This window comes from Rhizobium sp. CFBP 8752, from assembly GCF_014842035.1.
GTDB classification, from domain to species: domain Bacteria; phylum Pseudomonadota; class Alphaproteobacteria; order Rhizobiales; family Rhizobiaceae; genus Neorhizobium; species Neorhizobium soli.
The window spans coordinates 1-24921 of record NZ_JACYUZ010000006.1 but is presented as its reverse complement, the minus strand read 5'-3'; the positions used below and the strand labels follow the sequence as shown (position 1 = coordinate 24921).

24 protein-coding genes are annotated in these 24921 nt (G+C 61.2%); 9 read left to right on the top strand and 15 right to left on the bottom strand.

Going from position 1 to position 24921, the window contains the following annotated elements; translation table 11 throughout:
* Window positions 1–16 precede the first annotated feature (16 nt).
* From IFT59_RS22185 to IFT59_RS22170, 4 genes are all read right to left on the bottom strand, one after another.
* Complete coding sequence (locus IFT59_RS22185; RefSeq protein ID WP_174197327.1) at window positions 17–418, bottom strand: PTS sugar transporter subunit IIA; 402 nt, start codon at window positions 416–418, stop codon at window positions 17–19.
* Window positions 419–545: 127 nt separating this feature from the next.
* Window positions 546–1013, bottom strand: coding sequence for an HPr kinase/phosphorylase (locus IFT59_RS22180; protein ID WP_062577137.1), 468 nt, complete (start codon window positions 1011–1013; stop codon window positions 546–548).
* Window positions 1010–2800 carry a stimulus-sensing domain-containing protein gene (locus tag IFT59_RS22175; protein ID WP_425503250.1) on the bottom strand — a complete coding sequence of 597 codons (1791 nt, stop codon included), beginning with the start codon at window positions 2798–2800 and terminating at the stop codon, window positions 1010–1012. Before IFT59_RS22175 ends, IFT59_RS22180 begins: the two co-directional genes overlap by 4 nt.
* 112 nt (window positions 2801–2912) lie before the next feature.
* The gene (locus IFT59_RS22170) at window positions 2913–3638 is read right to left on the bottom strand and encodes a response regulator transcription factor (RefSeq protein ID WP_092665285.1); all 726 of its coding nucleotides are present in this window, start codon (window positions 3636–3638) and stop codon (window positions 2913–2915) included.
* Between the two features lie 347 nt (window positions 3639–3985).
* Here IFT59_RS22170 and IFT59_RS22165 point away from each other — a divergent pair, with 347 nt between their 5' ends.
* The 3 genes from IFT59_RS22165 to IFT59_RS22155 all read left to right on the top strand — a co-directional run bounded on the left by IFT59_RS22165 (window position 3986) and on the right by IFT59_RS22155 (window position 6774).
* The gene (locus IFT59_RS22165; RefSeq protein ID WP_192088309.1) at window positions 3986–5596 is read left to right on the top strand and encodes a phosphoenolpyruvate carboxykinase; all 1611 of its coding nucleotides are present in this window, start codon (window positions 3986–3988) and stop codon (window positions 5594–5596) included.
* Window positions 5597–5702: 106 nt separating this feature from the next.
* Complete coding sequence (gene arfB / locus IFT59_RS22160; RefSeq protein ID WP_062577144.1) at window positions 5703–6137, top strand: alternative ribosome rescue aminoacyl-tRNA hydrolase ArfB; 435 nt, start codon at window positions 5703–5705, stop codon at window positions 6135–6137.
* Between the two features lie 25 nt (window positions 6138–6162).
* Window positions 6163–6774, top strand: a complete 612-nt coding sequence (locus IFT59_RS22155) for an alpha-ketoglutarate-dependent dioxygenase AlkB (protein WP_192088308.1) — start codon at window positions 6163–6165, stop codon at window positions 6772–6774.
* A 40-nt stretch (window positions 6775–6814) separates the two neighbouring features.
* On the opposite strand, the gene coaA is transcribed toward IFT59_RS22155, so the two are convergent.
* From coaA to hisB, 7 genes are read right to left on the bottom strand one after another with little or no spacing between them, the layout of a single operon-like run.
* On the bottom strand, window positions 6815–7816 hold the full coding sequence (gene coaA, locus IFT59_RS22150; RefSeq protein WP_192088307.1) for a type I pantothenate kinase: 1002 nt from the start codon (window positions 7814–7816) through the stop codon (window positions 6815–6817).
* Complete coding sequence (locus IFT59_RS22145) at window positions 7813–8136, bottom strand: phosphoribosyl-ATP diphosphatase (protein ID WP_062577150.1); 324 nt, start codon at window positions 8134–8136, stop codon at window positions 7813–7815. Before IFT59_RS22145 ends, coaA begins: the two co-directional genes overlap by 4 nt.
* Window positions 8137–8160: 24 nt before the next feature.
* Window positions 8161–8937, bottom strand: coding sequence for an imidazole glycerol phosphate synthase subunit HisF (gene hisF / locus IFT59_RS22140; RefSeq protein WP_062577152.1), 777 nt, complete (start codon window positions 8935–8937; stop codon window positions 8161–8163).
* Window positions 8934–9677, bottom strand: a complete 744-nt coding sequence (gene hisA, locus IFT59_RS22135) for a 1-(5-phosphoribosyl)-5-[(5-phosphoribosylamino)methylideneamino]imidazole-4-carboxamide isomerase (protein ID WP_192088306.1) — start codon at window positions 9675–9677, stop codon at window positions 8934–8936. The genes hisF and hisA overlap by 4 nt, the downstream gene beginning before the upstream one ends.
* Window position 9678: 1 nt before the next feature.
* Window positions 9679–10329 (bottom strand): imidazole glycerol phosphate synthase subunit HisH, encoded by a 651-nt coding sequence (gene hisH, locus IFT59_RS22130; protein WP_113167232.1) that lies wholly within the window; start codon window positions 10327–10329, stop codon window positions 9679–9681.
* Window positions 10329–10817, bottom strand: coding sequence for a DUF2628 domain-containing protein (locus IFT59_RS22125; protein ID WP_113167231.1), 489 nt, complete (start codon window positions 10815–10817; stop codon window positions 10329–10331). The genes hisH and IFT59_RS22125 overlap by 1 nt, the downstream gene beginning before the upstream one ends.
* Window positions 10818–10837: 20 nt before the next feature.
* Complete coding sequence (gene hisB / locus IFT59_RS22120; protein ID WP_062577203.1) at window positions 10838–11446, bottom strand: imidazoleglycerol-phosphate dehydratase HisB; 609 nt, start codon at window positions 11444–11446, stop codon at window positions 10838–10840.
* A 213-nt stretch (window positions 11447–11659) separates the two neighbouring features.
* On the opposite strand from hisB, the gene hslV reads away from it, so the two are divergent.
* The 5 genes from hslV (at window position 11660) to IFT59_RS22095 (ending at window position 18450) form a co-directional block, all read left to right on the top strand.
* On the top strand, window positions 11660–12187 hold the full coding sequence (gene hslV, locus IFT59_RS22115; protein WP_062463013.1) for an ATP-dependent protease subunit HslV: 528 nt from the start codon (window positions 11660–11662) through the stop codon (window positions 12185–12187).
* A gap of 74 nt (window positions 12188–12261) precedes the next feature.
* Window positions 12262–13569 carry an ATP-dependent protease ATPase subunit HslU gene (gene hslU / locus IFT59_RS22110; RefSeq protein ID WP_062577159.1) on the top strand — a complete coding sequence of 436 codons (1308 nt, stop codon included), beginning with the start codon at window positions 12262–12264 and terminating at the stop codon, window positions 13567–13569.
* 199 nt (window positions 13570–13768) lie between these two features.
* On the top strand, window positions 13769–14704 hold the full coding sequence (locus tag IFT59_RS22105; protein WP_062463019.1) for a DUF1402 family protein: 936 nt from the start codon (window positions 13769–13771) through the stop codon (window positions 14702–14704).
* Window positions 14705–14747: 43 nt separating this feature from the next.
* Entirely contained in the window at window positions 14748–16151 is a 1404-nt protein-coding gene (locus IFT59_RS22100) for a cytochrome P450 (RefSeq protein WP_192088305.1), read from the top strand.
* Window positions 16152–16275: 124 nt separating this feature from the next.
* Window positions 16276–18450 (top strand): malate synthase G, encoded by a 2175-nt coding sequence (locus tag IFT59_RS22095; protein ID WP_192088304.1) that lies wholly within the window; start codon window positions 16276–16278, stop codon window positions 18448–18450.
* A gap of 75 nt (window positions 18451–18525) precedes the next feature.
* Here IFT59_RS22095 and IFT59_RS22090 read toward each other — a convergent pair whose 3' ends face one another.
* Window positions 18526–19209: a L,D-transpeptidase gene (locus IFT59_RS22090; protein ID WP_113167228.1), complete on the bottom strand. Its 684-nt coding sequence runs from the start codon at window positions 19207–19209 to the stop codon at window positions 18526–18528.
* 188 nt (window positions 19210–19397) lie between these two features.
* On the opposite strand from IFT59_RS22090, the gene IFT59_RS22085 reads away from it, so the two are divergent.
* Window positions 19398–19886: an MmcB family DNA repair protein gene (locus tag IFT59_RS22085; protein ID WP_113109942.1), complete on the top strand. Its 489-nt coding sequence runs from the start codon at window positions 19398–19400 to the stop codon at window positions 19884–19886.
* Window positions 19887–19896: 10 nt separating this feature from the next.
* Here IFT59_RS22085 and IFT59_RS22080 read toward each other — a convergent pair whose 3' ends face one another.
* The 3 genes from IFT59_RS22080 to hrpB all read right to left on the bottom strand — a co-directional run bounded on the left by IFT59_RS22080 (window position 19897) and on the right by hrpB (window position 24490).
* The gene (locus IFT59_RS22080; RefSeq protein ID WP_062463032.1) at window positions 19897–20472 is read right to left on the bottom strand and encodes an ActR/PrrA/RegA family redox response regulator transcription factor; all 576 of its coding nucleotides are present in this window, start codon (window positions 20470–20472) and stop codon (window positions 19897–19899) included.
* Window positions 20473–20539: 67 nt separating this feature from the next.
* A complete protein-coding gene (locus IFT59_RS22075; protein ID WP_192088383.1) occupies window positions 20540–21865 on the bottom strand; it encodes an ActS/PrrB/RegB family redox-sensitive histidine kinase in 1326 nt (441 codons plus the stop codon).
* 126 nt (window positions 21866–21991) lie between these two features.
* Window positions 21992–24490, bottom strand: coding sequence for an ATP-dependent helicase HrpB (gene hrpB / locus IFT59_RS22070; RefSeq protein ID WP_192088303.1), 2499 nt, complete (start codon window positions 24488–24490; stop codon window positions 21992–21994).
* Window positions 24491–24921 lie beyond the last annotated feature (431 nt).

The following is a 24921-nucleotide window of genomic DNA, read 5'->3' as shown; positions in this document are numbered from 1 at the left end:
CGTTTGCAGTGCTTTCTTATTTTCCGCTGAGCACGCGGCTTGCGACGTTGATATATTTGCGGCCGGCCTCGGAGGACTCGATCAGCGAGCGCTCCATGTTGTTGTCGCTTCGGACGCCGGCAAGCTTGATCAGCATCGGCAGGTTCATGCCAGCGATGACCTCCGTCTTGCCGCTTTCCATCACCGAGATCGAAAGGTTCGACGGCGTACCGCCGAACATGTCGGTGAGGATGATGACGCCGTATCCGTCATCGGCCTTCGCGACCGCATCGACGATATCCTGCCTCCGCTGGTCCATATCGTCTTCGGGGCCGATGCAAATGGTTTCGATGAATTTCTGAGGTCCGACGACGTGCTCGACGGCCTGTCGAAATTCCTCAGCCAGCTTGCCATGAGTGACAAGCACAATTCCGATCATGAAAACTGCCCCCTGCTATGGAAACTTGCGGCCAATATCGCAACGCAATACAGGCGTCCAGCGGTGGGGAGCCATCTTCGCCATGTCCGCATCAAGTTCAAGTTAAAAAATCGCGAGCCGGATTGGGTCAGAAGGGTCGCTCCCCTCGAAATGCCGGGAAAAGGCCGGAAAGCGCGGAAAGTGGCTCCGGAAAGAGCGACCATAATCTCACCAGTGGAATGTCTCCGAGACCCGAAAGCGCAAAGCGTTCGTTGTCCGGCGGATACCGTTCGTCGTTCGGAGACGACAGGACGCGCACGGCAAGATCGAGGGCAGCTGACGGGGCGGAGTCTACTTCGATAATGCCACTGCCGCGCAATTCGATGAGGCCGGCGATCGTCTGCGGCCGGTGTGCGACGAGGCGATCATTCTCGCGCGAGACGAACACCTGATCGTCGGCCACCAGCGCCGAAAAGACGCCCTGGCGTCTGGCGGCACTCAGACAGGCAAACGCCAGCATGGATTTGCCGCTGCCGGAAGGACCGGTGAAGAGGATGCCGCGGGTCCCGACGACGATCGCCGTTGCATGGATATTGACCCGTTGCGTATCGCTCATGGCTCTTCGCCCGAAGGAAGCGACAGCGTGAAGCGCGCACCCTTGAGCGTCTCCGTCTGGGGATCGACAAGGTTTTCCGCCTGTAGCGAGCCGCCATGCGCCACGGCGATCTGACGGCTGATCGACAGTCCCAGGCCCGAATTCTGGCCGAAGCTCTCGCCATCGGGGCGATCGGTGTAGAACCGCTCGAAGATGCGATCGATGTTTTCGGCCTGAATGCCCGGACCGTTGTCATCCACGGTGACGACCACCTTGTCCTTGACCCGGGCGAGGCGGATGGCAATGCGACCACCTTTTTCCGGCACGAAGGAGCGGGCATTTTCGATAAGGTTGGTGATGATCTGGCCAAGCCGCAGGTCGTGGCCGTTGACGAGGTAATTCGGTTTCTGCCCGCCCTTCGCGTCGATGACCAGATCGATCTCGACCGGTTTGCGGCCGGTGCGGATCTGTCTGGAAATATCGACGAGGTTGCCGAGCAGGGTATCCATGCCGACAGGTGCCGAATCGGTCCGGGCAAGCTCCGCGTCGAGCCGGGATGCATCGGAGATATCGCTGATCAGACGGTCGAGGCGGCGGACGTCGTGGAAAATGATATCCGTCAGCTTCTGTTTCGAGGCCTCGGACTTGGCGAGCGGCAGTGTCTCGACGGCGCTGCGCAGCGAGGTCAGTGGGTTCTTCAGCTCGTGGCTCACGTCGGCTGCAAAACTTTCGATCGCGTCGATGCGGTCGTAGAGCGCGTTGGTCATGTCGCGAACGGCGATCGAGAGGTTGCCGATCTCGTCCTGGCGGTATGAGAAATCCGGGATCTCTTCTCGCTGCTTGGCACCGCGACGCACCCGAACGGCAGCGGCCGCAAGCCGGCGCAGCGGATTGGCGATGGTGGACGACAGAAGCAGCGACAGCAGAATGTTCACAAGCGTTGCGACGCCGAAGACGCGCATGATCGCCAGCCGCTCCGCATGCACGATCTTGTCAATGTCGCCGGCTTGGGTCGACAGAAGCAGAACGCCGAGCACGGCACGGAACCTCTGGACCGGGACTGCGACGGAAACGATCAGTTCGCCGCGATCGGTAATGCGCACCACCGCGCCGCGAACGCCGGTGAGCGCGTTCATCACTTCCGGATAGATCGAGCCATCGCCGCCGGGCGCTTCCTTGTAGGTCGGCAGGTTGCCGGGCTGCAGCATGCGGTTGAACAGGCCGGCAACCCATTCGCTCCAGGTCTGCGACTGGTCTTCAACCGGCGGCAGATCGAAGCGCAGCACCTGGCCGCGCGAATAGAGGTGGCGGGAATCCAGCAGCAGATTTGCGTCCGCATCGAATAGCCGGGCACGGGTGCGGGTCGGCGAGATCAGCCGCCGCAGCACGGGCGCCACGCGTTCGGGGTCGATCGGGAAATCGAGGTCCTCGTCGTTCGGCACCGGCGTGATGCTCTGGCCCGCCTGCAGTTCGAGAAGCTTCTGCGGATCGATGGTGATCGAATTGGTATCGACGGAGGCGGATGCGGAGATCGCGCCGGCAATGATTTCGCCCTGGGTCAGCAGGCTCTCGACGCGGGCATCGATCAACCCCTCGCGAAACTGGTTGAGATAGAGGATGCCGGCGACGAGAACGACGGTCGCCGCGATGTTGAAGAACAGAATGCGGCGGGTGAGGCTGGAAAACACCGCGTGGCCGAACACCCGGCGAATGAGCGTGAACGGTCGCGACCAGAAGCGCCGTGAGGCGCGGCGTATTCCGGCACTCGCGGGTCTGGTCGTTCCGGTTTCATGCAATCGGTCTGCCACGTGCAGTCCTTCCAGAGAGCTTACAGTCTAAGCCCTGTGCCGCGGCGGCTTCAAGTTACGCATCCGCACGATCGAATTCTTAGAGGCTCCCGGGTCTCGGAGCTGGCAACCGTTACGCAGCCTCGCGGAATCGGTAGCCCACGCCGTACAGCGTCTCGATCATGTCGAAATCCGTGTCAACCATCTTGAACTTCTTACGCAGGCGTTTGATGTGGCTGTCGATGGTGCGGTCGTCCACATAGACCTGTTCGTCATAGGCGGCATCCATCAGCGCGTCACGGCTTTTCACGACGCCCGGACGCTGCGCCAGCGAATGCAGGATCAGGAATTCCGTCACCGTCAGGGTTACCGCTTCGCCCTTCCAGGTGCAGGTGTGGCGTTCCTGGTCCATCGCCAGCTGGCCGCGTTCCAGTGTGCGGGCCGCCAACTGGTCCGGGGTCGGCTTGACGCCGCCACTTGCCTGCTGGGCTTCTCGTGCGCTGGAGCGGCGCAGGATCGCCTTCACGCGCTCGACCAGCAATCGCTGCGAGAACGGCTTGGTGATGAAATCGTCTGCGCCCATCTTGAGCCCGAACAGCTCGTCGATCTCTTCGTCCTTGGAGGTGAGGAAGATCACAGGCAGATCGGATTTCTGTCGCAGGCGTCGCAACAGCTCCATTCCGTCCATGCGCGGCATTTTGATATCGAAGATGGCCAGGTGCGGGGGGCGGGCGATCAGCCCGTCGAGCGCGGAGGCGCCATCGGTATAGGTTTCGACCTTATACCCTTCGGCTTCCAGTGCAATCGACACCGAAGTCAGGATATTGCGGTCGTCATCTACGAGCGCGATTGTCTGCATTCTCTCCGTCTCCATCGTCATATAGGCGCATCTCCTGGATGTCCCCAGCCAGAATTGGCGAAAGCCATGCGCTTCTTCAGTATAAAGGTGGAACAAATTGTGGCAACGCCAAGAGGCGCACGGTCGGTAGGGACCTTTGTCCCAATGAGCCAAACACAGTCTGCAGGTCGTGAAAGACCCTCAGAAACGGCGAACAGAAAACCCTCGTAAACCGATTTAATCGAGAATAAAATTTTTTAAATCGATTAAATAACTGATATTATTACGCTATTTCAGAATTATCTTGCCCTTTTTAAAAACCCGCTCTAGGTTCCGCGCAGGTTCAATCCACAAAAAGGAGCGCGCGTATGGAGCAGTTTGGACTTCACAACCCATCGAACGGGCTCGCAGACATCGGTCTCGGCAATGCATCGCGTGTGAATTACAATCTCAGCGAAGTCGAGCTTTACGAAGAAGCGATTCGCCGGGGCGAAGCCGATCTGACGATCGACGGCGCGTTGAGGGCTCGCACCGGACAGCATACCGGCCGGTCGCCCAAGGACAAATTCGTCGTCCGCGACGCGGGTACCGAAGACAAGATCTGGTGGGACAACAACAAGCCGATGTCGCCCGAGCACTTTGCCGTGCTGAAGGCTGACATGCTGGCCCATGCCAGCGGCAAGACCCTGTTCGTCCAGGATCTGATCGGCGGCGCCGATGAAGCAAACGCGCTTCCGACCCGCGTCGTCACAGAGCTTGCCTGGCATGCGCTGTTCATCCGCAACCTCCTCATCCGCCCCAAGCGCGATACGTTGGAAGGTTTCGAACAGAAGCTGACGATCATCAACCTGCCGAGCTTCAAGGCCGATCCGGCCCGTCACGGCTGCCGCTCCGAAACCGTGATCGCCTGCGATCTGGAAAACGGTCTCGTGCTGATCGGCGGCACGTCCTATGCCGGCGAAAACAAGAAGTCGGTCTTTACCGTTCTCAACTATCTCCTGCCGGCCAAGGGCGTGATGCCGATGCATTGCTCCGCCAATGTTGGCAGCGAAGGCGATACCGCCGTGTTCTTCGGTCTCTCGGGCACCGGCAAGACCACGCTTTCCGCCGACCCGACCCGCACGCTGATCGGTGACGACGAGCATGGCTGGGGCGAAAACGGCGTCTTCAACTTCGAAGGCGGCTGTTACGCCAAGGCGATCAAGCTTTCCGCTGAAGCCGAACCCGAAATCTACGCGGCAACCCGCCGTTTCGGCACGGTCCTGGAAAACGTCGTGCTCGACGACAACCGCGTTCCCGATTTCGACGACAATTCGCTGACGGAAAACACCCGCAGTGCCTATCCGCTGCATTTCATTCCGAACGCATCGGAAACCGGTCTCGCGCCGCACCCGAAGACGATCATCATGCTGACGGCAGATGCGTTCGGCGTGATGCCACCGATCGCGAGGCTGTCCCCGGAACAGGCCATGTACCACTTCCTGTCCGGGTACACCGCCAAGGTGGCTGGCACGGAAAAGGGTGTCACGGAGCCGGAAGCGACGTTCTCGACCTGCTTTGGCGCGCCATTCATGCCCCGCCATCCAGCTGAATACGGCAACCTCCTGAAGGACCTGATCGCCAAGCATGGCGTCGATTGCTGGCTGGTCAACACGGGCTGGACGGGCGGCGCCTACGGCACCGGTCGCCGCATGCCGATCAAGGCGACGCGCGCTCTTCTTTCCGCAGCCCTGAACGGTAGCCTCAAGGATGCCGAGTTCCGCACGGATGCCAATTTTGGCTTTGCCGTTCCGGTCGCCGTCGATGGCGTCGAAACGTCCATTCTCGATCCGCGTTCGACCTGGTCCGACGGACAGGCCTACGACAACCAGGCAGCCAAGCTGGTCTCGATGTTCATCAAGAGCTTCGAGAAGTTCGAAGACCACGTCGACAGCAAGGTCCGCGACGCAGCGCCCGGCCTGAAGATCGCCGCCGAATAATTCTGAAGGCCACTTCGGCCCTCAAGGATTCACGTGGAACATTTCAACCGTCGGCTCCCTCTGAGCCGGCGGTTTTCTTTTGCTTCGGTTTGTGGGAAATACGGCCATGGCCAGCAATCCTCTCGAGATCAACACCCGCATCACCATCGCCGGATGGGAGCTCACCGAGCAGTTCGTGCTTGCAGGAGGTCCGGGCGGCCAGAACGTCAACAAGGTCTCGACGGCGGTCCAGCTGTTCTTCGATCTCGTCAATTCGCCGTCGCTGCCCGAACGGATCAAGGAAGCCGCGATCAAGCTCGCCGGCCGGAAGGTATCCAAGGACGGCGTGCTGATGATCGAGGCCAACCGGTTTCGAAGCCAGGAGCGCAACCGCGAGGATGCGCGCGACCGGCTGAAGGAACTGATCCTCAAGGCTGCCGAACCGCCACCACCGCCACGCCGAAAGACCAAGCCGACCAAGGGCTCCGTGGAGCGGCGGCTCAAGGCAAAATCCGGCCGTTCTGATGTCAAGAAGATGCGCGGCAAGCCGAACGGCGACTGACGGGCAGGTCGATGGGAGGAACGATATGGCGACTTTGGCAAACGGCATCCGGCATCTGCCGGACCATCTGAACCGCGCCGCCCAGGAACATCTGGTCGAGGTCATCCGCGCCATCGTCGCCGAGGCCCCGCTCTACGTCCCAGCCATGCCGGGCACCGGAAAACCGATGTCGGTCCGGATGACGAATTGCGGCAAGCTCGGCTGGGTGACGGACAAGGAGCGCGGCTACCGCTACCAGGAGGTCCATCCGCAGACGGGCAGACCGTGGCCCGCCATTCCCTCGGAACTGATGGAGCTCTGGGAAACCCTTGCCGGCTACGACAAGCCGCCGGAGGCCTGCCTCGTCAATTTCTATTCCGACGACGCAAAGATGGGCCTGCATCAGGACAAGGACGAATCAGACCTGAACGCGCCGGTCCTTTCCATCTCGCTCGGCAATACCTGCCTGTTTCGGGTCGGCGGGGTCGACCGGAAGGATCCGACGGGTTCCTTCAAGCTCTCGAGCGGCGATATCGTGGTCCTGGGTGGGGAAGGGCGGCTGGCGTTTCACGGGGTCGACCGGATCTATCCCGGCACGTCGACGCTTCTCAAGAACGGCGGTCGCATCAATCTGACACTGCGAAGGGTCAATAGCTGACGATCGAAGATCCATCGTGTGATGGGTCTCGATGGACAGCCTACAGTTTTCTCAAAGCCACCGTCTCGATGAAGTGGTCGCGACCCTTGCGAAGAATGATATCCGCACGCGGCCGCGTCGGGATGATGTTCTGGCGCAGGTTCTTGAGGTTGATGTTTTCCCAGAGACCTTCGGCAACGGCAAGGGCCTCAGCCTCACTGATTGCCGCATACTTGTTGAAGAAGGATGTCGGCTCACGAAAGGCCGTCTGCCGCAGTTTCATGAATCGCTGGACGTACCACTGGTGGATCTGCTCCTCGTCCGCGTCGATATAGATCGAGAAGTCGAAGAAGTCAGACACGATCGGCACGATCTTGCCGTCAACAGGCAGTGCCCGCGACTGCAGCACATTGATGCCTTCGAAGATCAGGATGTCGGGACGGTCCACCAGCGTATATTCGCCCGGAAGCACGTCATAGGTCAGATGCGAGTAGCGCGGCGCCTTGACGTTCTTCTCGCCGGCCTTGATCGCCGAAAGAAACCGCAGGATCTGGCCGATATCGTAGCTCTCGGGAAAACCCTTGCGCTGCATCAGGTTTTCACGCTGTAGAACCGCATTTGGATAGAGAAAACCGTCGGTCGTGATCAGGTCGACCTTGGGGCTTGCTGGCCAGCGGGCAAGCAGTTCCTTCAGCACGCGTGCGGTGGTCGACTTGCCGACCGCGACCGACCCGGCAACGCCGATGATGAACGGGGTCTTTGATACATCCGGAAGGGTCAGAAACCGGTTGCGCTGCCGGTAAAGCCGCTGCGAGGCTTCGACATGGGTCGAAAGAAGCCGCGACAACGACAGATAGATGCGCCGGACCTCGTCGATGTTGATCGGATCGTCCAGCGAGCGCAGCCGGGCGATTTCCTCGGCCTTCAGCGTCAGTGGCGTGTCGGCCCGAAACTTCGCCCATTCCTCGGCGGTGAAGTGGTGGTAGGGCGAGTAGTATTCCGCGTTCACACCGCTCTCCGGGATATCCACATCATGCTTTTCAGGCGTCGAAACGATGTTCATGAAGGAGCTCGGCTCGCCTTTTCCTGCAGGCCTGTCTGGCCTGTCCTGCGCTGAAGTTCGGCGAGCACATCCTGCAACGGGATGTCGGCAATGTTCAATACGACCATAAGATGATAGAGAAGGTCCGCACTTTCAGACACGAGATCGTGCCGGTCCTGCGCCACCGCGGCGATCACGGTTTCCACCGCCTCTTCGCCTAGCTTCTTGGCAGCCTTGGTCTGCCCGGCCGCCACGAGCTTGGCGGTCCAGGATTCCTCAGGCGGGGCTTTCGCGCGCTGCGCAACGATCCTCTCGAGATCGCCGAGGGTGAATTCACTCAAAACCGTCTCCTCCCGTCCCGAATATCAGTCGAGCCGCATGGCAATGCCATGGTCGGCCATATAGCGCTTTGCCTCGCCAATCGAATAGGTCCCGAAGTGGAAAATCGAGGCGGCGAGAACGGCGGTCGCATGGCCCTCTTTCACGCCCGCAACGAGATCGTCCAGCGTGCCGACGCCGCCCGAGGCGATGACGGGAACGCGAACCGAATCGGCAATCGTGCGGGTCAGCGCCAGATCGTAGCCGATCTTCGTGCCGTCGCGGTCCATCGAGGTCACGAGCAACTCGCCGGCGCCGCGCTCGACCATCTTTCGCGCAAACTCGACAGCATCGATCCCGGTCGCAGTGCGTCCGCCATGGGTGAAGATCTCCCAGCGATCGCTCTCGCCTGATGCGGACACCCGCTTGGCATCGATCGACACGACGATGCACTGGTTGCCGAACTTGTTGGCAGCTTCGTAGACGAAATCCGGATTGTTCACTGCAGCGGAGTTGATCGAGACCTTGTCGGCCCCGGCCAGCAACAGCTTGCGGATATCGGCAATGGCGCGAACGCCGCCGCCAACGGTCAGCGGCATGAAGCAGTGTTCGGCGGTGCGGGCCACGACATCGAAGATCGTGTCGCGATTATCGGACGACGCGGTGATATCGAGGAAGCAGAGCTCGTCGGCACCGGCAGCGTCATAGGCTTTTGCGGCCTCGACCGGATCGCCGGCATCGATCAGGTCCACGAAATTGACGCCCTTGACGACACGGCCGTCCTTCACGTCGAGGCAGGGAATGACACGGGCTTTGAGCGTCATGCGGCTTCTCCTCTCGCGGCGCGAATCAGCGAAAGCGCTTCGTCAGGATCGATCCGGCCGTCATAGAGCGCTCGCCCGGAAATCGCGCCTTCGAGACGGGCCGCATCCGGCTGCAGCATGCGGTGGATATCGTCCATCGAGGCAAGCCCGCCCGACGCGATGACGGGAATGGAAACTGCATCCGCCAGTTCCAGCGTCGAGGCCCAGTTGATGCCGGCGAGGATCCCGTCGCGGTCGATGTCGGTATAGATGATTGCCGAAACACCAGCGCCTTCAAATTTCTTGGCAAGCTCGATCACGCCCAGCTCGGACGCTTCCGCCCAGCCTTCCACCGCCACTTTGCCACCCTTGGCATCGATGCCGACGGCGACCTGGCCCGGAAACTTCTTGCATGCCTCGATGACGAGAGCAGGATCTCGAACCGCGACGGTCCCGAGAATGACACGCGCCAATCCGCGGCTAAGCCATGCCTCGATATGCTCGAGCGTCCGGATGCCGCCGCCGAGCTGGACCGGGTTCTTCGTTACCTTCAGGATCGCATCGACGGCCGCGCCGTTGACGCTTTCGCCGGCAAAGGCGCCGTTGAGGTCCACCACATGCAACCACTCGAAACCCTGGTCCTCAAAGGCCTTGGCCTGGTCGGCCGGGTCCGGATTGTAGACGGTCGCCTGTTCCATGTCGCCAAGCTTGAGGCGCACGCACTGGCCGTCCTTGAGGTCGATAGCCGGGAAAAGAATCATGTTAGGGCTTCCAGCGCAGGAAGTTGGAAATCAGGGCGAGGCCGAGCGTCTGGCTCTTTTCCGGATGGAATTGTGCCCCCACCATGTTGTCGTGTCCGACGAAGGCAGTCATGGCGCCACCGTATTCGGTCGTGGCGATGACGTCGGAAGGGTTGGCGGCGGCAAGGTGGTAGGAATGCACGAAATAGGCGTGCAGCCCATCCGGCCCGGTCGGAATGCCATCGAACAAAGGATGCGGGTTAGCGAGCTCCAGCGTGTTCCAGCCGATCTGCGGGATCTTCAGGCCTGGATCGGACGGCGTCATCTCGACGACGTCGCCCTTGATCCAGCCGAAACCTTCGCTCGTGGTCTTTTCAAGTCCGCGCGAGGACATCAGCTGCATGCCGACGCAGACCCCGAGGAAGGGGCGTGCGTTTGTCTCGACGGCCTCGATCAGCGCCTCGTGCATCCCCGAAACGGCATCGAGCCCCGCCCGGCAATCGGCATAGGCGCCGACGCCTGGAAGAACGATGCGATCGGCCGTGGCCACGGCATCGGGCTTGTCGGTGAGGTCGATTTCAGCGTCGATGCCGGCCTCGCGGGCGGCGCGTTCGAAAGCTTTGGTAGCGGATCGGAGATTGCCGGATCCGTAGTCGATGATTGCGACGCGCATCAGCGTCCTCCGTGATCGAAAAGTCCGGCGCCGGAACTCTGCCATCCTGCAGCGGCGGGGGAAGGGGTGTTCGTCTGTGGTGCCCATTCGGAAAGAGTAGGCATGGCGCTCGGTTCAGGCTGCGGCAGATTGGAGAAATACATCTCCTCGGCCGTGCTTCTGTCCTGCGCAAACACGACGGTCTCAAGCGTGTAACCGCGGCGCTGCAGGGACTGCGAATAGAGATGCCGCCCTTCCAGCGCAACGATGAGGTTCATCGCAAAGCCGAGCAGCCAGCCACCGATCGCAAAGCCCGGCATGGTCGAAAGAACGCCGCTGCCGATCTGGATGGCGAGTGCAATCGCGCCGGCAATCCACATCCGGTGCCAGAAAAGCCAGATCCAGGAGAGCAGAAATGCCGGCCATGAAAAGCCGTCCGGCATGATGATGGTGGAACGGTGCTCCCTGTCGGGGCCATTTTTCGGCGTCAGAACGAGATAGCTTCTCAAGGATGAAACTCCTGGAAGCGTCAGGCAAGCGTACCCTTGGTCGAAGGAACGCGATTGGCCTGCCGCGGATCGATTTCGGTCGCGATGCGCAACACGCGCGCCACGGATTTGAAGCAGGTCTCGGCGATATGATGGTTGTTGGCGCCGTAATGGTTGAGGATATGCAGCGTGATCCCGGCATTCTGGGCCAGCGCGTTGAAGAATTCCCGCACCAGTTCCGTATCGAACGTGCCGATCTTCGGTGCCGAGAACGAAACGTTCCAGACCAGGAAAGGCCGGCCAGACACGTCAACCGCAGCCTTCGTCATCGTTTCGTCCATGGCGAGATCGAGCGAGGCATAGCGGGCAATGCCGCGCCTGTCGCCGAGCGCCTTGGAAATGGCCTGGCCAATCGCGATGCCTGTATCTTCCACCGTATGGTGATCGTCGACATGAAGGTCGCCCTTCACGTCGATCTCCATGTCGATCAACGAATGGCGCGAAAGCTGGTCCAGCATATGGTCGAAAAACCCGACGCCCGTCGAAATCTTTGACGTGCCGGTGCCGTCAAGATTGACGGAAACCGAAACGGAGGTCTCGTTGGTCTTGCGGGAAACGCTTCCCGTGCGTGCGGCTGTCGTATCGACCATCATGTCACCCATGCTTATTCTGCGCGCTCCATATCAGGCGGCAGATCAAATATCCAGCAAAAGCACGGCCGACGCGCGGCCGGTACGCTGTGCTGTTTCGGCAAGATTGTATTCGGCGGATGCCCACTTACATAGGTCACAACGGAGCCGCCATGAACGTCGCTGGGGCTCGCAATCGAAGGCGCCCTCCAGGGGCTTTTAGAGGTAGATGGAATGACAACGATTATTACGGTCCGAAAGGGCGGCAAGGTGGTGATGGCCGGTGACGGTCAGGTGAGCCTCGGCCAGACGGTGATGAAGGGCAATGCCCGCAAGGTGCGCCGCATCGGCAAGACCGGCGATGTGATTGCCGGTTTCGCAGGCGCCACGGCCGATGCCTTCACGCTTCTCGACCGCCTCGAAAAGAAGCTCGAACAGTATCCCGGCCAGCTGATGCGCGCCGCCGTCGAACTTGCCAAAGACTGGCGCACCGACAAATATCTGCGCAATCTCGAAGCGATGATGCTGGTTGCCGACAAGTCGATCACGCTCGCCGTCACCGGCAACGGCGATGTGCTGGAGCCCGAACACGGCACGATCGCCATCGGCTCTGGCGGAAACTATGCCTATGCGGCGGCGCGCGCGCTGATGGACACGGACATGTCGGCCGAAGAGGTTGCCCGCAAGGGGCTCGATATCGCGGCCGATATCTGCGTCTACACCAATCACAATCTCGTCGTCGAAACGCTCGACGCCGAATAACGCCATCCAAGCCAGAGGATCTCTCACGGGCCGGGCCTGACAGGACGGTTGACGAGGGACGCCAAGAGGAACTCATGACCAATTTTTCTCCCCGGGAAATCGTTTCCGAGCTCGACCGCCACATCATTGGCCAGCACGACGCCAAGCGCGCCGTTGCCATTGCGCTTCGAAACCGTTGGCGCCGTCATCAGCTGGACGAAAGCCTGCGTGACGAAGTCATGCCGAAGAACATCCTGATGATCGGGCCGACCGGCGTCGGCAAGACGGAGATCTCTCGTCGCCTTGCAAAGCTAGCCGGCGCTCCCTTCATTAAGGTGGAAGCCACCAAGTTCACCGAGGTCGGCTATGTCGGGCGTGACGTCGAACAGATCATCCGCGATCTCGTCGAGATCGGCATCGGCCTGATCCGTGAGAAAAAACGCACCGAAGTGCAGGCGAAGGCGCAGGCAAGTGCCGAGGAGCGCGTGCTCGATGCGCTCGTCGGATCGACGGCCTCTCCTGCCACCCGCGACAGTTTCCGCAAGCGCCTGCGCAGCGGCGAGCTTGACGAGAAGGAAATCGAGATCGAGGTGGCCGACACCAGCTCGGGCATGCCCGGCTTCGACATTCCCGGCATGCCGGGCGGCAATATCGGCGTTCTCAACCTCTCCGACATGTTCGGTAAGGCGATGGGTGGGCGCACCAAGAAGGTCAAGACCACCGTTGCCAAGTCCTACGGCGAACTGGTGCGCGACGAATCCGACAAGCTGATCGACAACGAGGTGATCCAGCGCGAAGCGGTGCGTTCGGTCGAAAATGACGGCATCGTGTTCCTCGACGAGATCGACAAGATCGCTGCCCGTGACGGCGGCATGGGCGCCGGTGTTTCACGTGAAGGCGTGCAGCGCGACCTGTTGCCGCTTGTCGAGGGCACCACGGTCTCGACCAAATACGGACCGGTGAAGACCGATCATATCCTGTTCATCGCTTCCGGCGCCTTCCACGTGTCGAAGCCGTCTGACCTTCTGCCGGAGCTTCAGGGTCGCCTGCCGATCCGCGTTGAACTGAAGCCGCTGACGAAGGAAGATTTCCGCCGCATCCTGACGGAAACCGAGGCAAGCCTGATCCGGCAGTACAAGGCGCTGATGGGCACGGAAGATCTGGCGCTCGACTTTACCGATGACGCGCTCGACGCGCTGGCCGATGTCGCGGTGCATCTCAACTCCACCGTCGAGAATATCGGTGCTCGCCGGTTGCAGACGGTGATGGAGCGCGTGCTGGACGAGATTTCCTTCACCGCGCCCGATCAGGGCGGCACGGCGATCACGATCGATGCCGAATATGTCCGCAAGCATGTCGGCGATCTCGCCAACGATACCGACCTGTCGCGTTACATCCTCTGACCTTGAATTCGTGGCAGCCGGGCAACGACCGGCTGCTGCTCGCCTTGGCAGTGACGCTATTTTGAATGCCACTCTCTCGACATTACAGCATCTCTTCACGTAAGGGTGACGCGCTTTCGTGATGCGCCGCTCTCCCCCGCCTGACTGTTTCGGCGTCTGGAGCGTTATCAGTGCAGACCGTAATTGGGACACGACAATTTTGAAACGCCTCCTGCTTGCATTTCTGATGACCGTCGCATGGACGGCCGCTTCCACGACCTACGCGGCCGCGGTGACCATCGTGCCGGAAGGCAACCGCAATACGGTGCAGCCGAAAGTGCCGGGTGCCTCCGTGCGCCGAACCCGCGCCGGCCGCACCACGTTCGACGACAAGTATGAAAAGATCCGCGATCTGCTCGCAACCGACAAGAAACTGATCGGCAAGATCAGATCTGCGGCAGCGGCCTACGGCTTCGATCCGATCCATATCGTCGGCGCGATCGTTGGCGAGCACACCTATAATGTCGATGCCTATGACCGGTTGCAGACCTATTACATCAAGGCTGCCGCCTATGCCGGCAACAGTTTCCGCTTCGGCTACGACGACGAATCGATCAAGGATTTTCTCGACCGCCCGCAATTTGCAAAATGCAGCACGGGGCTCGACTCCTACCGTCTCTGGACCTGCCGGGAAAATGTCTGGGAAGACGCTTTCCGTGGCCGCAAGGTCGATGGCAAGGCGTTTCCGGACAATCGTTTCAGCGCGGTCTTCTTCCAGCCCTTCTATGCCGGCCAGACCTTCGGCCTCGGCCAGCTCAATCCGCTGACGGCGATGATGTTTTCAGACACCGTCGCCCGCGTTTCCGGTTACCCGAAGCTGGACGAGAACAAGGCATCGGAAGTCTATGACGCGATCATGGACCCGGACAAGTCGCTCGCCTACATGGCGGCGAACATCCGCCGTTCGATCGACGACTACAAGACGATTGCGAATGTCGATATCTCCCGCAATCCCGGCATCACAGCCACTCTCTATAACACCGGCGGCTCGGCACAACGGGCGGCAGCCTTGAGGGCGCGCGGCGGTTTGCCGGAAGAGAATTATTACGGCTGGCTGGTCAACGACAAGATCGCCGAGTTGAAATCGCTCTTCTGAGTTCTGATATGTTCTTCATCTCTTAAAGATGAGGACCCTTCATATGGACATGCGCCCCGAACCTTTCGTGCCACCGGCACCGGAGCCGCGCACCGTCCCGCCGTCGCGGCTGGAAGTCATCCGCACCGTGATGCGCAATCCGCTCGAACTGTGGGGAAAGCCGTCCTACACGCTTCCCTGGATCGAGACGAAGTTCCTGAAAGAACGCACCCTCATCGTCAACGATCCGGGCCTTATCCGGCACATTCTTGTCGATAATTCCGCCAATTACGAGATGTCGGAGATCCGTCAGCTCATCCTGCGGCCGATCCTGCGTGACGGGTTGCTGACGGCGGAAGGGCCCGTGTGGAAGCGCTCGCGCAAGGCGATGGCACCGGTGTTCACGCCGCGCCACTCCCGCGGTTTTGCCGGCCAGATGCTGGCGAAGTCGGAGGAGTATGTCGAGAAGTATGCGGCCGACCATCCTTCGGGCGCGGTCCACGACATCTCGGTCGACATGACGGAACTTGCGTTCGCCATCCTTTCCGAGACACTGTTTTCCGGCGAGATCGTCACCGAGAGCGAGAAATTTTCCGATGACGTCGACAGCCTGCTGCATCGCATGGGCCGTGTCGATCCGATGGATCTTCTGCGCGCCCCTCCTTGGGTACCGCGCGTGACGCGGATCGGTGGCCAGCGCGTGCTGGACAAGTTCCGCAAGGTCGTCGCCGATACCATGATCCAGCGCCAGAAGCGGATCCGCGAGACGCCGGATACCGTACCGCAGGATTTTCTAACATTGCTGCTGCAGCTCGAAGGGCCCGACGGCCTGACGATGGCGGAAATCGAAGACAATATCCTGACCTTCATCGGCGCCGGCCACGAAACGACGGCGAGGGCGCTCGCCTGGACGCTGTATTGCGTCGGCCAGTCGCCGCATGTGCGCGATGCGATGGAAACGGAGATCGATCAGGTCTTGAGCGAAGGGGCCGAACCGGTCGACTGGCTGGAGAGAATGCCCTGGGTGAGGGCCGCTTTCGAGGAAGCGCTGCGGCTCTATCCGCCGGCGCCCTCCATCAACCGCGCGGCAATCCGTGGCGATCGCTGGACCAGCCCGACGGGCGAGACCGTGACCATCGATGCGGGCGTGACGGTTCTCGTCATGCCATGGACGCTGCATCGGCATGAACTCTATTGGGAAAAGCCGCGTGCTTTCATGCCGGAACGCTTCCTTCCGGAAAACCGCGGCAATATCAATCGCTTCCAGTACCTGCCGTTTGGGGCAGGGCCGCGGACCTGCATCGGTGCCGTCTTTGCCATGCAGGAGGCGGTGATCGCGCTTGCCGTGTTGATGAAGAGTTACCGGTTCGATGTGGTGCCGGGCACCAAAGTCTGGCCGGTTCAAAAGCTTACCACCCAGCCGCAGGACGGAATACCGATGAAGGTCACCCGGCGGCGCTCCACGTGAAACACCTCTTGTAAGCGGTCCATATCGGCCCATGATTTCATGGTCGATGGCATCGTCGGCGATTGACAGACAAGGTCTTGCGGGCAATCTGCATGTCACCAAAAAATCATACGGGAGGCGCGGCATGACTCGCATCGAAAAAAACGGACTGCAGATCGATCAGAAGCTGCACGACTTTCTGGTTACGGAAGCGCTTCCCGAGACCGGTATTGATGCCGACCATTTCTTCGCCGAGTTTTCCGCGATCGTTCACGACCTTGCGCCGAAGAACCGGGCGCTTCTGTCCAGGCGCGATGCGTTTCAGCTCGAGATCGACGAGTGGTACCGCAAGCACGGTGCACCGAACGACCTGGCTGCCTACGAGGAATTCCTGCGCGAGATCGGCTATCTTCTTCCCGAAGGACCCGATTTCCAGGTCTCGACGGAAAACGTCGATCCGGAAATTGCCGGCATCGCCGGCCCGCAGCTCGTCGTCCCCGTGATGAATGCACGCTATGCACTGAACGCAGCCAATGCGCGCTGGGGTTCGCTCTACGATGCGCTTTACGGCACGGACGCCATCCCTGAAACAGATGGTGCCGACAAGGGCAAGGGCTACAATCCGGTTCGCGGCAAACAGGTAATCGCCTGGGTGCGCGACTTCCTCGATCAGTCGGCCCCGCTTTCCGGCGCCAGCTGGAAGGATGCAGCCTCCTTCAAGGTGGAAGATTCGGCCCTGTTCGTGACGCTGTCGAACGGCGAGGTGACAGGCCTGACCGATCCGACGCAGTTTGCCGGCTATCTGGGCGAGCCGAACCGGATCCTGCTCGTCAGAAACAACCTACATGTCGAAATCGTCATCGATCCGGCAACCGCGATCGGCAAGGACGATCCGGCTCACATTTCCGATGTCAGGATCGAATCGGCGATCACCACAATCATGGACTGCGAAGATTCGGTCGCGGCTGTCGACGCTGAGGATAAGGTTGCCGTCTATCGCAACTGGCTCGGCCTGATGAAGGGCGATCTAGCGGAAGAGGTTGCCAAGGGTGGCAAGAACTTCCTGCGCACGCTCAACCCGGATTTTGACTATACGGCGCCCAATGGCGCAACCGTCGAAGTCAAAGCCCGCTCGCTGACGCTGATCCGCAATGTCGGCCACCTCATGACCAACCCGGCCATTCTCGACCGCGACGGCCATGAAGTGCCCGAAGGCATCATGGATGCTGTCGTCACGGCGCTGATCGCCATCCACGACATCGGTCGCAAGGATGGCGGCATCACCGGCCGCCGCAAGAATTCGAAGCTCGGCTCCATGTATGTGGTCAAGCCGAAGATGCACGGGCCGGAAGAAGTGGCCTTCGCAGCCGAGATCTTCACGCGCGTCGAACAGGCGCTCGGCCTTGCCGACAATGCCATGAAGATGGGCATCATGGACGAAGAGCGCCGCACCACGATCAACCTCAAGGAAGCGATCCGCGCCGCGAAGGAGCGCGTCGTGTTTATCAACACCGGCTTCCTCGACCGCACCGGCGACGAGATCCACACCTCGATGGAAGCCGGCCCGATGATCCGCAAGGGCGACATGAAGCAGGCGGCCTGGATTGCGGCCTATGAGAACTGGAATGTCGATATCGGTCTCGCCTGCGGGCTGTCCGGCCATGCACAGATCGGCAAGGGCATGTGGGCGATGCCGGATCTGATGGCGGCGATGCTGGAGCAGAAGATCGGTCACCCGAAAGCGGGCGCCAACACCGCCTGGGTCCCGTCACCGACGGCCGCCACTTTGCATGCCACCCACTATCACAAGGTTGATGTGGCAGAGGTCCAAAAGGGGTTGAAGACCCGTACCCGTGCGAAGCTCTCCGATATCCTGTCGGTTCCGGTCGCCTCGCGGCCGAATTGGACGCCGGAAGAAATCCAGCGCGAACTCGACAACAATGCGCAGGGCATTCTCGGCTACGTCGTGCGCTGGATCGACCAGGGCGTCGGCTGCTCCAAGGTGCCGGATATCAACGACATCGCGCTGATGGAAGACCGGGCGACATTGCGCATCTCGTCGCAGCATATGGCCAACTGGCTGCACCACAAGCTCGTCACCGAAGAGCAGATCGTCGAGACGCTGAAGCGGATGGCGGCTGTGGTCGATGGCCAGAACGAAGGCGATCCGCTCTATACACCGATGGCAGCTAACTTCGACGCCTCGGTCGCCTTCCAGGCAGCGCTCGAACTGGTCCTCAAGGGCCGCGAACAGCCGAATGGTTATACCGAACCGGTGCTCCATCGCCGCAGACTGGAACTGAAAGCGCAAGCCGGCTGATCCAGCCCGTCGCTCAGACACAAAAAAGGCGCCGGGAAATCCTCGGCGGCTTTTGTATTTGCAGGCGTTGAACCCTTACTGGATCACGACGACCTTGGTGTTGCGGCCCGGACGGACGCGGCTGTAGAGGTCGATCACGTCCTGGTTCATCAGACGGATGCAGCCCGACGAAGCGGCGGTGCCAATCGAGGCCCATTCCGGCGTTCCATGCAGGCGGAACAGTGTGTCCTGGCCCTTTTCGTTGAACAGATACATGGCGCGTGCACCAAGCGGGTTCGACAGACCGGGGCCCATGCCGTTTTCGACATAACGGGCGATGTCCGGCTTGCGCACTGCCATTTCCTTCGGCGGATGCCAGTTCGGCCATTCCTGCTTCCAGGCAACATAGGCGGTACCCGACCATGCGAAGCCCTGCTTGCCGACGCCGATACCATAGCGCATCGCACGACCACCCGGCAGGATGAAATAGAGATGACGCTCGCGGGTGTTGACGATGACCGTTCCCGGCCGCTCATTCGTCTCGTAATTGACGACCTGGCGAACGAACTGCGGCTTCACCCGGTTGATCGGGATCGCCGGCAGGGTGTAACCTGCATCGGTGATCGACCCATACGAATCGGTAAAGATCTGCGCCGTCTCGATACGGACCGGAGCTTCGGCCTGGGCGACCGTCCGGGGTGTGTCGGACGTAGTGGAGCAGCCGGCCAGGGCAGAGGTTGCCAACAGGCCGAGTGCGAGCATGCTGTTGCGAAAGCGCATGGATGTCTCTTGATGTACGAATCGATTGAAATGGGCGCTCAGGCGCCTTCGGACCCGTTATTTTCCATAGCGCAGCGCTTGGCAAGCGATAGCAGTGAGCCAGGGGATCGCGCTTCCACGAATGCAAAAGGCAATGTCCTTTTTGCAACATCCGTAACCCCCCGGAGGGGCTGTGACAGGTCAAGTGCATGACGATATTGAATATTGCCAATAATAACCCGCTGGTCGACGGCCGTCAGTCGTCGCGGGCCATGATGGTCCGCCGGGGCATGCAGATCCTGCTCCATGACATGCGGCATGCCATTCTTCCGGAAATGGCGCTTTCAAATGGTCGCCGCGCCGATCTGATTACAGTGTCGGAGAAGGGCGAGATCTGGATCATCGAGATCAAGACGTCCATCGAGGACTTCCGGGTCGATCGCAAATGGCCAGATTACCGCGCCTCCTGCGACCGGCTGTTCTTCGCCACCCACAAGGACGTTCCGCTCGATATCTTCCCGGAGGATTGCGGCCTGTTCCTGTCCGATGGCTACGGCGCCCACCAGATGCGCGAGGCACCGGAACACAAGCTGGCGCCCGCATCGCGCAAATCGATCATGCTGAATTTCTCCCGTCTCGCCGCGCGAAGGCTGATGCTGGCCGAATGGGCGACCGGCAAAAGCTTCGACGACATCTGACCGGCGAGACTTACTTCGGTGCGCGCTTGGCAAGTATCCGCTGCAGCGTGCGCCGGTGCATGTTCAGCCGCCTTGCGGTTTCCGAAACATTGCGCTCGCATGCCTCGTAGACGCGCTGGATATGTTCCCAGCGCACCCGATCGGCAGACATCGGGTTCTCGGGCACATCCGCCTTTTCGCCCGGGCGCTGCATCAAGGCGTTGAACACATCGTCCGCATCCGCAGGCTTGGACAGATAGTCGAGCGCTCCAAGCTTAACAGCCGTCACCGCGGTCGCGATATTGCCGTAGCCGGTCAGCACCACGATCTTGGTGTCCGAACCGGACTTCTGGATGGCTTCGATCACGTCGAGACCGTTGCCGTCACCCAGCCGCAAATCGACCACGGCATATTTCGGCGGCCGGGCTTCGGCCTTGGCGATCCCTTCGGCGACCGATTCCGCTGCATCCACGATAAAGCCGCGGCTTTCCATGGCGCGCGCCAGACGCCGCAGGAACGGGCCATCGTCATCGACGAGCAGCAGGAAAGGATCGTCTCCGAGCTGGGCATCGTCGAGGGCGGGCATGTTTTCAGAATTCGTATCCATCGTCTGTCTCCACGGACAACGGTCCGTTGCTGCACTTCAATATGGGTCGCGTTGGCAAAGCGGCCACTCATTTTATCGCCGGCCGGTCCATCAGGCTGCGCGGCCATTCGATCCGGATCCGGGCGCCTGCCTTGCCGGCATCGCGGTTGCCGAACTTGAGCGATGCCCCCGATCGCTCCAGCAGCGTCTTGGCGATGAAGAGCCCGAGCCCGAGCCCGCCCGCACTTTCGTTTTCGCGCGACCGTGTGGTCATATACGGCTCGCCGATATGGGCGAGAATGTCAGGCGCATAGCCCGGCCCGTCATCCTCGATGGTGATGGCAACCCGCGACGCCGTGTGTTCGGTGGTCACCGTGACCTTGTCCCTGGCATAATCGACGGCATTCTCGACGAGGTTGCCGAGACCATAGAGAATGGCCGGGTTGCGGTTGCCGACCGGCTCGCCGGCAATATCGCTTTTTTCGACGAGTTCCACATCGATGCCGAATTGCCGATGCGGCGCAATCACCTCCTCGATCAGCGACGACAGCGGCAGACGGCGCATATGCTCCTCGCTCTCGGTCGACAGCGATGTGAGCCGGCGCAGGATATCGCGGCAGCGCTCGCTCTGGCTGCGCAGCAAAAGGACGTCTTCGCGAAACCGGTCGTCTTCGCGAAGGTCGCGCAGCATTTCCTTGGCAACGACGCTGATCGTGGCAAGCGGCGTTCCAAGCTCGTGGGCTGCCGCTGCCGCCAGTCCGTCGAGCTGCGACAGGTGCTTTTCCCGCTCCAGCACCAGTTCGGTTGCAGCCAGCGCATCCGCCAGCAGCGCCGCTTCGCTCGAGACGCGATAGGCATAAAAGGCCGCAAACATCATCATCGAGGCGATCGCGCACCAGACGCCGATCTGCATCACCGGCTGCGTCTCCAGCGTCTGGCCCGCATACCAGGGCACATCGAACGGCGAAAAGGCGATCGTGGTGGTGCAGATCAGGGCAAACACGATCAGCATGATCGAATGGCGCAAGGGTTGCGAGGCAAACGAAATGATCACCGGCACGCAGATCAGCGGCGCGAAGGGATTGGCAAGGCCACCGGTGATAAACAGCAGCGAGGCCATCTGCAGCAGATCGAAGCCCAGAAGCGCAATGACGGACCGCGGTCCCAGCCGATGCGTCGCTGGAAACCAGGCCGAGAGGGTAAGGTTCGCCACAGCAAGCGCCGCGATCAGGATTGCCGCCTCCATCAGGGGCAGCGGGAACTGCAGCACGAACGCGACGATCACCACCGTTGCCGTCTGTCCGGCAACCGCAAGCCAGCGCAGCCGCACCAGCGTCTGCAGGCGCATCCGCCGGCTGGATCGGCTGCGCACCGCATCGGAAAGGGCGATGACGCCGCTTTCGCTGGTCGCCATCTCGTCGCCGGACATGTCTCTGGTCGCCATCTCTTCTATGTCCCGCTTTCCGCTTCGACTGTCACGACGCTTTTCATAGCGCGCCGCATCTCGTGGTCGCAGGCGGCATTCTGTCACGTCTGCCTATCATGTCCCGCGCGGTTTCGCCCGCGCCGTGGGCAGAGCCTCTGCCGGATCTTCCGGCCACGGATGTTTCGGATAGCGTCCTCGCATGTCGGCGCGCACATCCTTCCACGATCCTGACCAGAAACCGGGGAGGTCTCTTGTCGTCTGGATCGGCCGGTGCGCGGGCGATGTCAGTTCGAGCAGCAGCGGCAGGCGCCCGCCCGCTACAGCCGGATGGGTCTTCAGCCCGAACAGTTCCTGAACCCGGATCGACAGGGTCGGCTCGTCTCCATCGTAGCGGATCGGATGCCGCTGTCCGGTCGGCGCCTCGAAATGCGTCGGCGCCAGGCGTCCCATATCCTGCAGGATGTCGTAGGGAACAAGCGAGCGCAGCCCTTCTGAAAGACTGCCGGGCTGGATCGCGTCGATGCCGGAGGCCTGGCCCTGAAACGGAACGAACCATTCGGCAAGCCGATCAAGGAGTGCTGCGTCATCCATGTCAGGCCAGGGCGCACCGATCGTCCGGTAAAGGAAACCCAGCCTCTCGCGCAGCTGCGTGCCGTCCTTGGAAAACGGCAGGACCTGAAGCCCAAGCTCCCGCACACCCTCGGCAAGTGCCAAGGCAGCGGCTTCGCCCGTTTTGCGGGGCAGGGGCTTTTCCTCGAACACGATGGCGCCAAGCCGGGTCACCTTTCGGGCCCGCAGCTTCAGGCTCTGGCGGTCGAACACCGTCTCGTCCTGGCGAACGATCAGATCGTCGAGCTCGGCTTCGATCTCGGCACGACTGGTTTCGGCCGCGGCAAGGATCCGCGCTTTGACGGCCCGCCCCGAAAGATCGGCGATGACAAGCATCGTTGCACCGGCAAGCCGCTCGGTTTCGGGCAGTTCCGCCCCGCGGCCGTTTGCCATCACGAACCGCCCGCGCCCGCCGCGCTGGATCGCCACCCGGTCCGGATAGGCGTGCAGCAGAAGCTGGCCGGCTGTCGCTGGCAAACCCGGTTGCGCCTTGCGGGGGAGACCTGAGGCGATCCGGTCCGCAAGCCGCCTTGCGGCGTCGGCGCGCTCGCCCTTTTCATTGCGAAACCGTCTCAGCCTCTCGTCGAGATCCACATCCGATCCGCCAAGACCCTGTTCGGTCAGGAGCACGGCAAGCAGGCAGGCCTGCCTTCCGTGGCCGTCGTCTGCCGCCGAAATCGTCATCGCCGCAAGCCGCGGCGGCAGCGCCATGTCGCGCATGGTCTTGCCCCGCGCCGTCAGCCGCCCCTGCTCATTGAAGGCGCCAAGCTGAGTGAGAAGGCTTTTCGCCTCCTTGAAGGCAGCGGCGGGCGGCGGATCGAGAAACGCCAGCGATGCCGGATCCTCCACGCCCCAATGGGCAAGGTCGAGGACGAGGCTAGAGAGATCGCTCGCAAGGATCTGCGGTGGTGTGAATGCGGGCAGGGCCGCCGTCTGGCCGGCATGCCACAGACGGATGGCGATACCCGGTTCGGTTCGCCCCGCACGCCCGGCACGCTGATCGGCCGAAGCGCGCGAGGCCCGAACGGTCTCCAGTCTGGTAATGCCGGTCGAGGGCTCGAACACCGGCAGCCGCTGCAAACCGCTGTCGATCACGAGGCGCACCCCGTCGATGGTGATCGAGGTCTCGGCGATCGAGGTCGCGAGCACGATCTTGCGCTGTCCGGCAGGGCAGGGCCGGATCGCCAGATCCTGATCGCGCTGAGAAAGATTGCCGTAGAGCGGCACGACCAGCGTTTCCGGGCCGAAGCGACCCTGCAGCCGCTCAGCCGTGCGCAGGATTTCCCCTTGGCCCGGCAGAAAGACAAGGATGGAGCCGGTTTCCGATCGGTGCGCTTCAATGATCGCGCGCGAGACCGTATCCTCGATCCGCTCGCCCGCCGGCCTGTCTTGATGGCGGATCTCGATCGGGTGGCCTCGTCCCTCGCTGACTATAACGGGCGGATCGGAAAGCAGCCCGGCGACCCGCTCGACATCTAGCGTCGCCGACATCACGAGGATGCGAAGGTCTTCCCGCAGCGCCGATTGGACATCGAGCGCAAGCGCCAGCCCGAAATCCGCATCGAGCGAGCGTTCGTGGAATTCGTCGAAGATGACAGCGGAGACGCCAGCAAGTTCGGGATCGTCGAGGACCATGCGTGCAAACACGCCTTCGGTGACTACCTCGATCCGGGTTGCCGAAGACACCCGGTTGTCGAGCCGCATCCGGTAACCGACGCGACCGCCCACCTCTTCTCTTATAAGAGACGCCATGCGTGCTGCTGCGGCGCGCGCCGCAAGCCGCCGCGGTTCAAGCAGGATGATCTTGCCCCCGCACCACGGTTCAAAGAGAAGTGCCAGCGGCACCAGCGTCGTCTTGCCGGCGCCCGGCGGGGCGGAGATGACAGCCCGGTTGCCGTTGCTGAGCGCCGACAGGATCTGAGGAAGCACATCCGATACCGGAAGCTTCGGCAGCCCTGCGATGAGGGCCGCGCCTGACGATGCAGAAGGTGATGACGCAGACATTCCTGAACTCGCTTTTGAACGCTCTCTATATATAGACAGATACGCGCCACGACGCGGGAGCTAGCCCTCGAAGACCGGATAGGGCAACCAGGGAAGTTGGGCTGGAACGGACCTCTTCTAGCAATCCGTCCTGACATAGGAATAGCCACTTCCGCAAAGAGAGGATGCTCCACCACAACTGCCCGCTTTGTCATCACTGCCCAAATTCTATGCCGCATCAGTGGCTTCCGAGGGGTTGTGAAAGAAAAATGACATTTTTGAAAAACCCCTGTTGACTTGCTCGGGGCCTCGGATCTATAACCCGCTCACTGAATGAGGGCGGCGGCGCTGCTAGCGACGGACTTCTTCGTTTCGGTGAAAACCTAAAAAGATTGGCGGATGCTGATTGGGGCCGGGTTACGGTTTGGCTCTTGGGTTTTGTGACGTTTTAG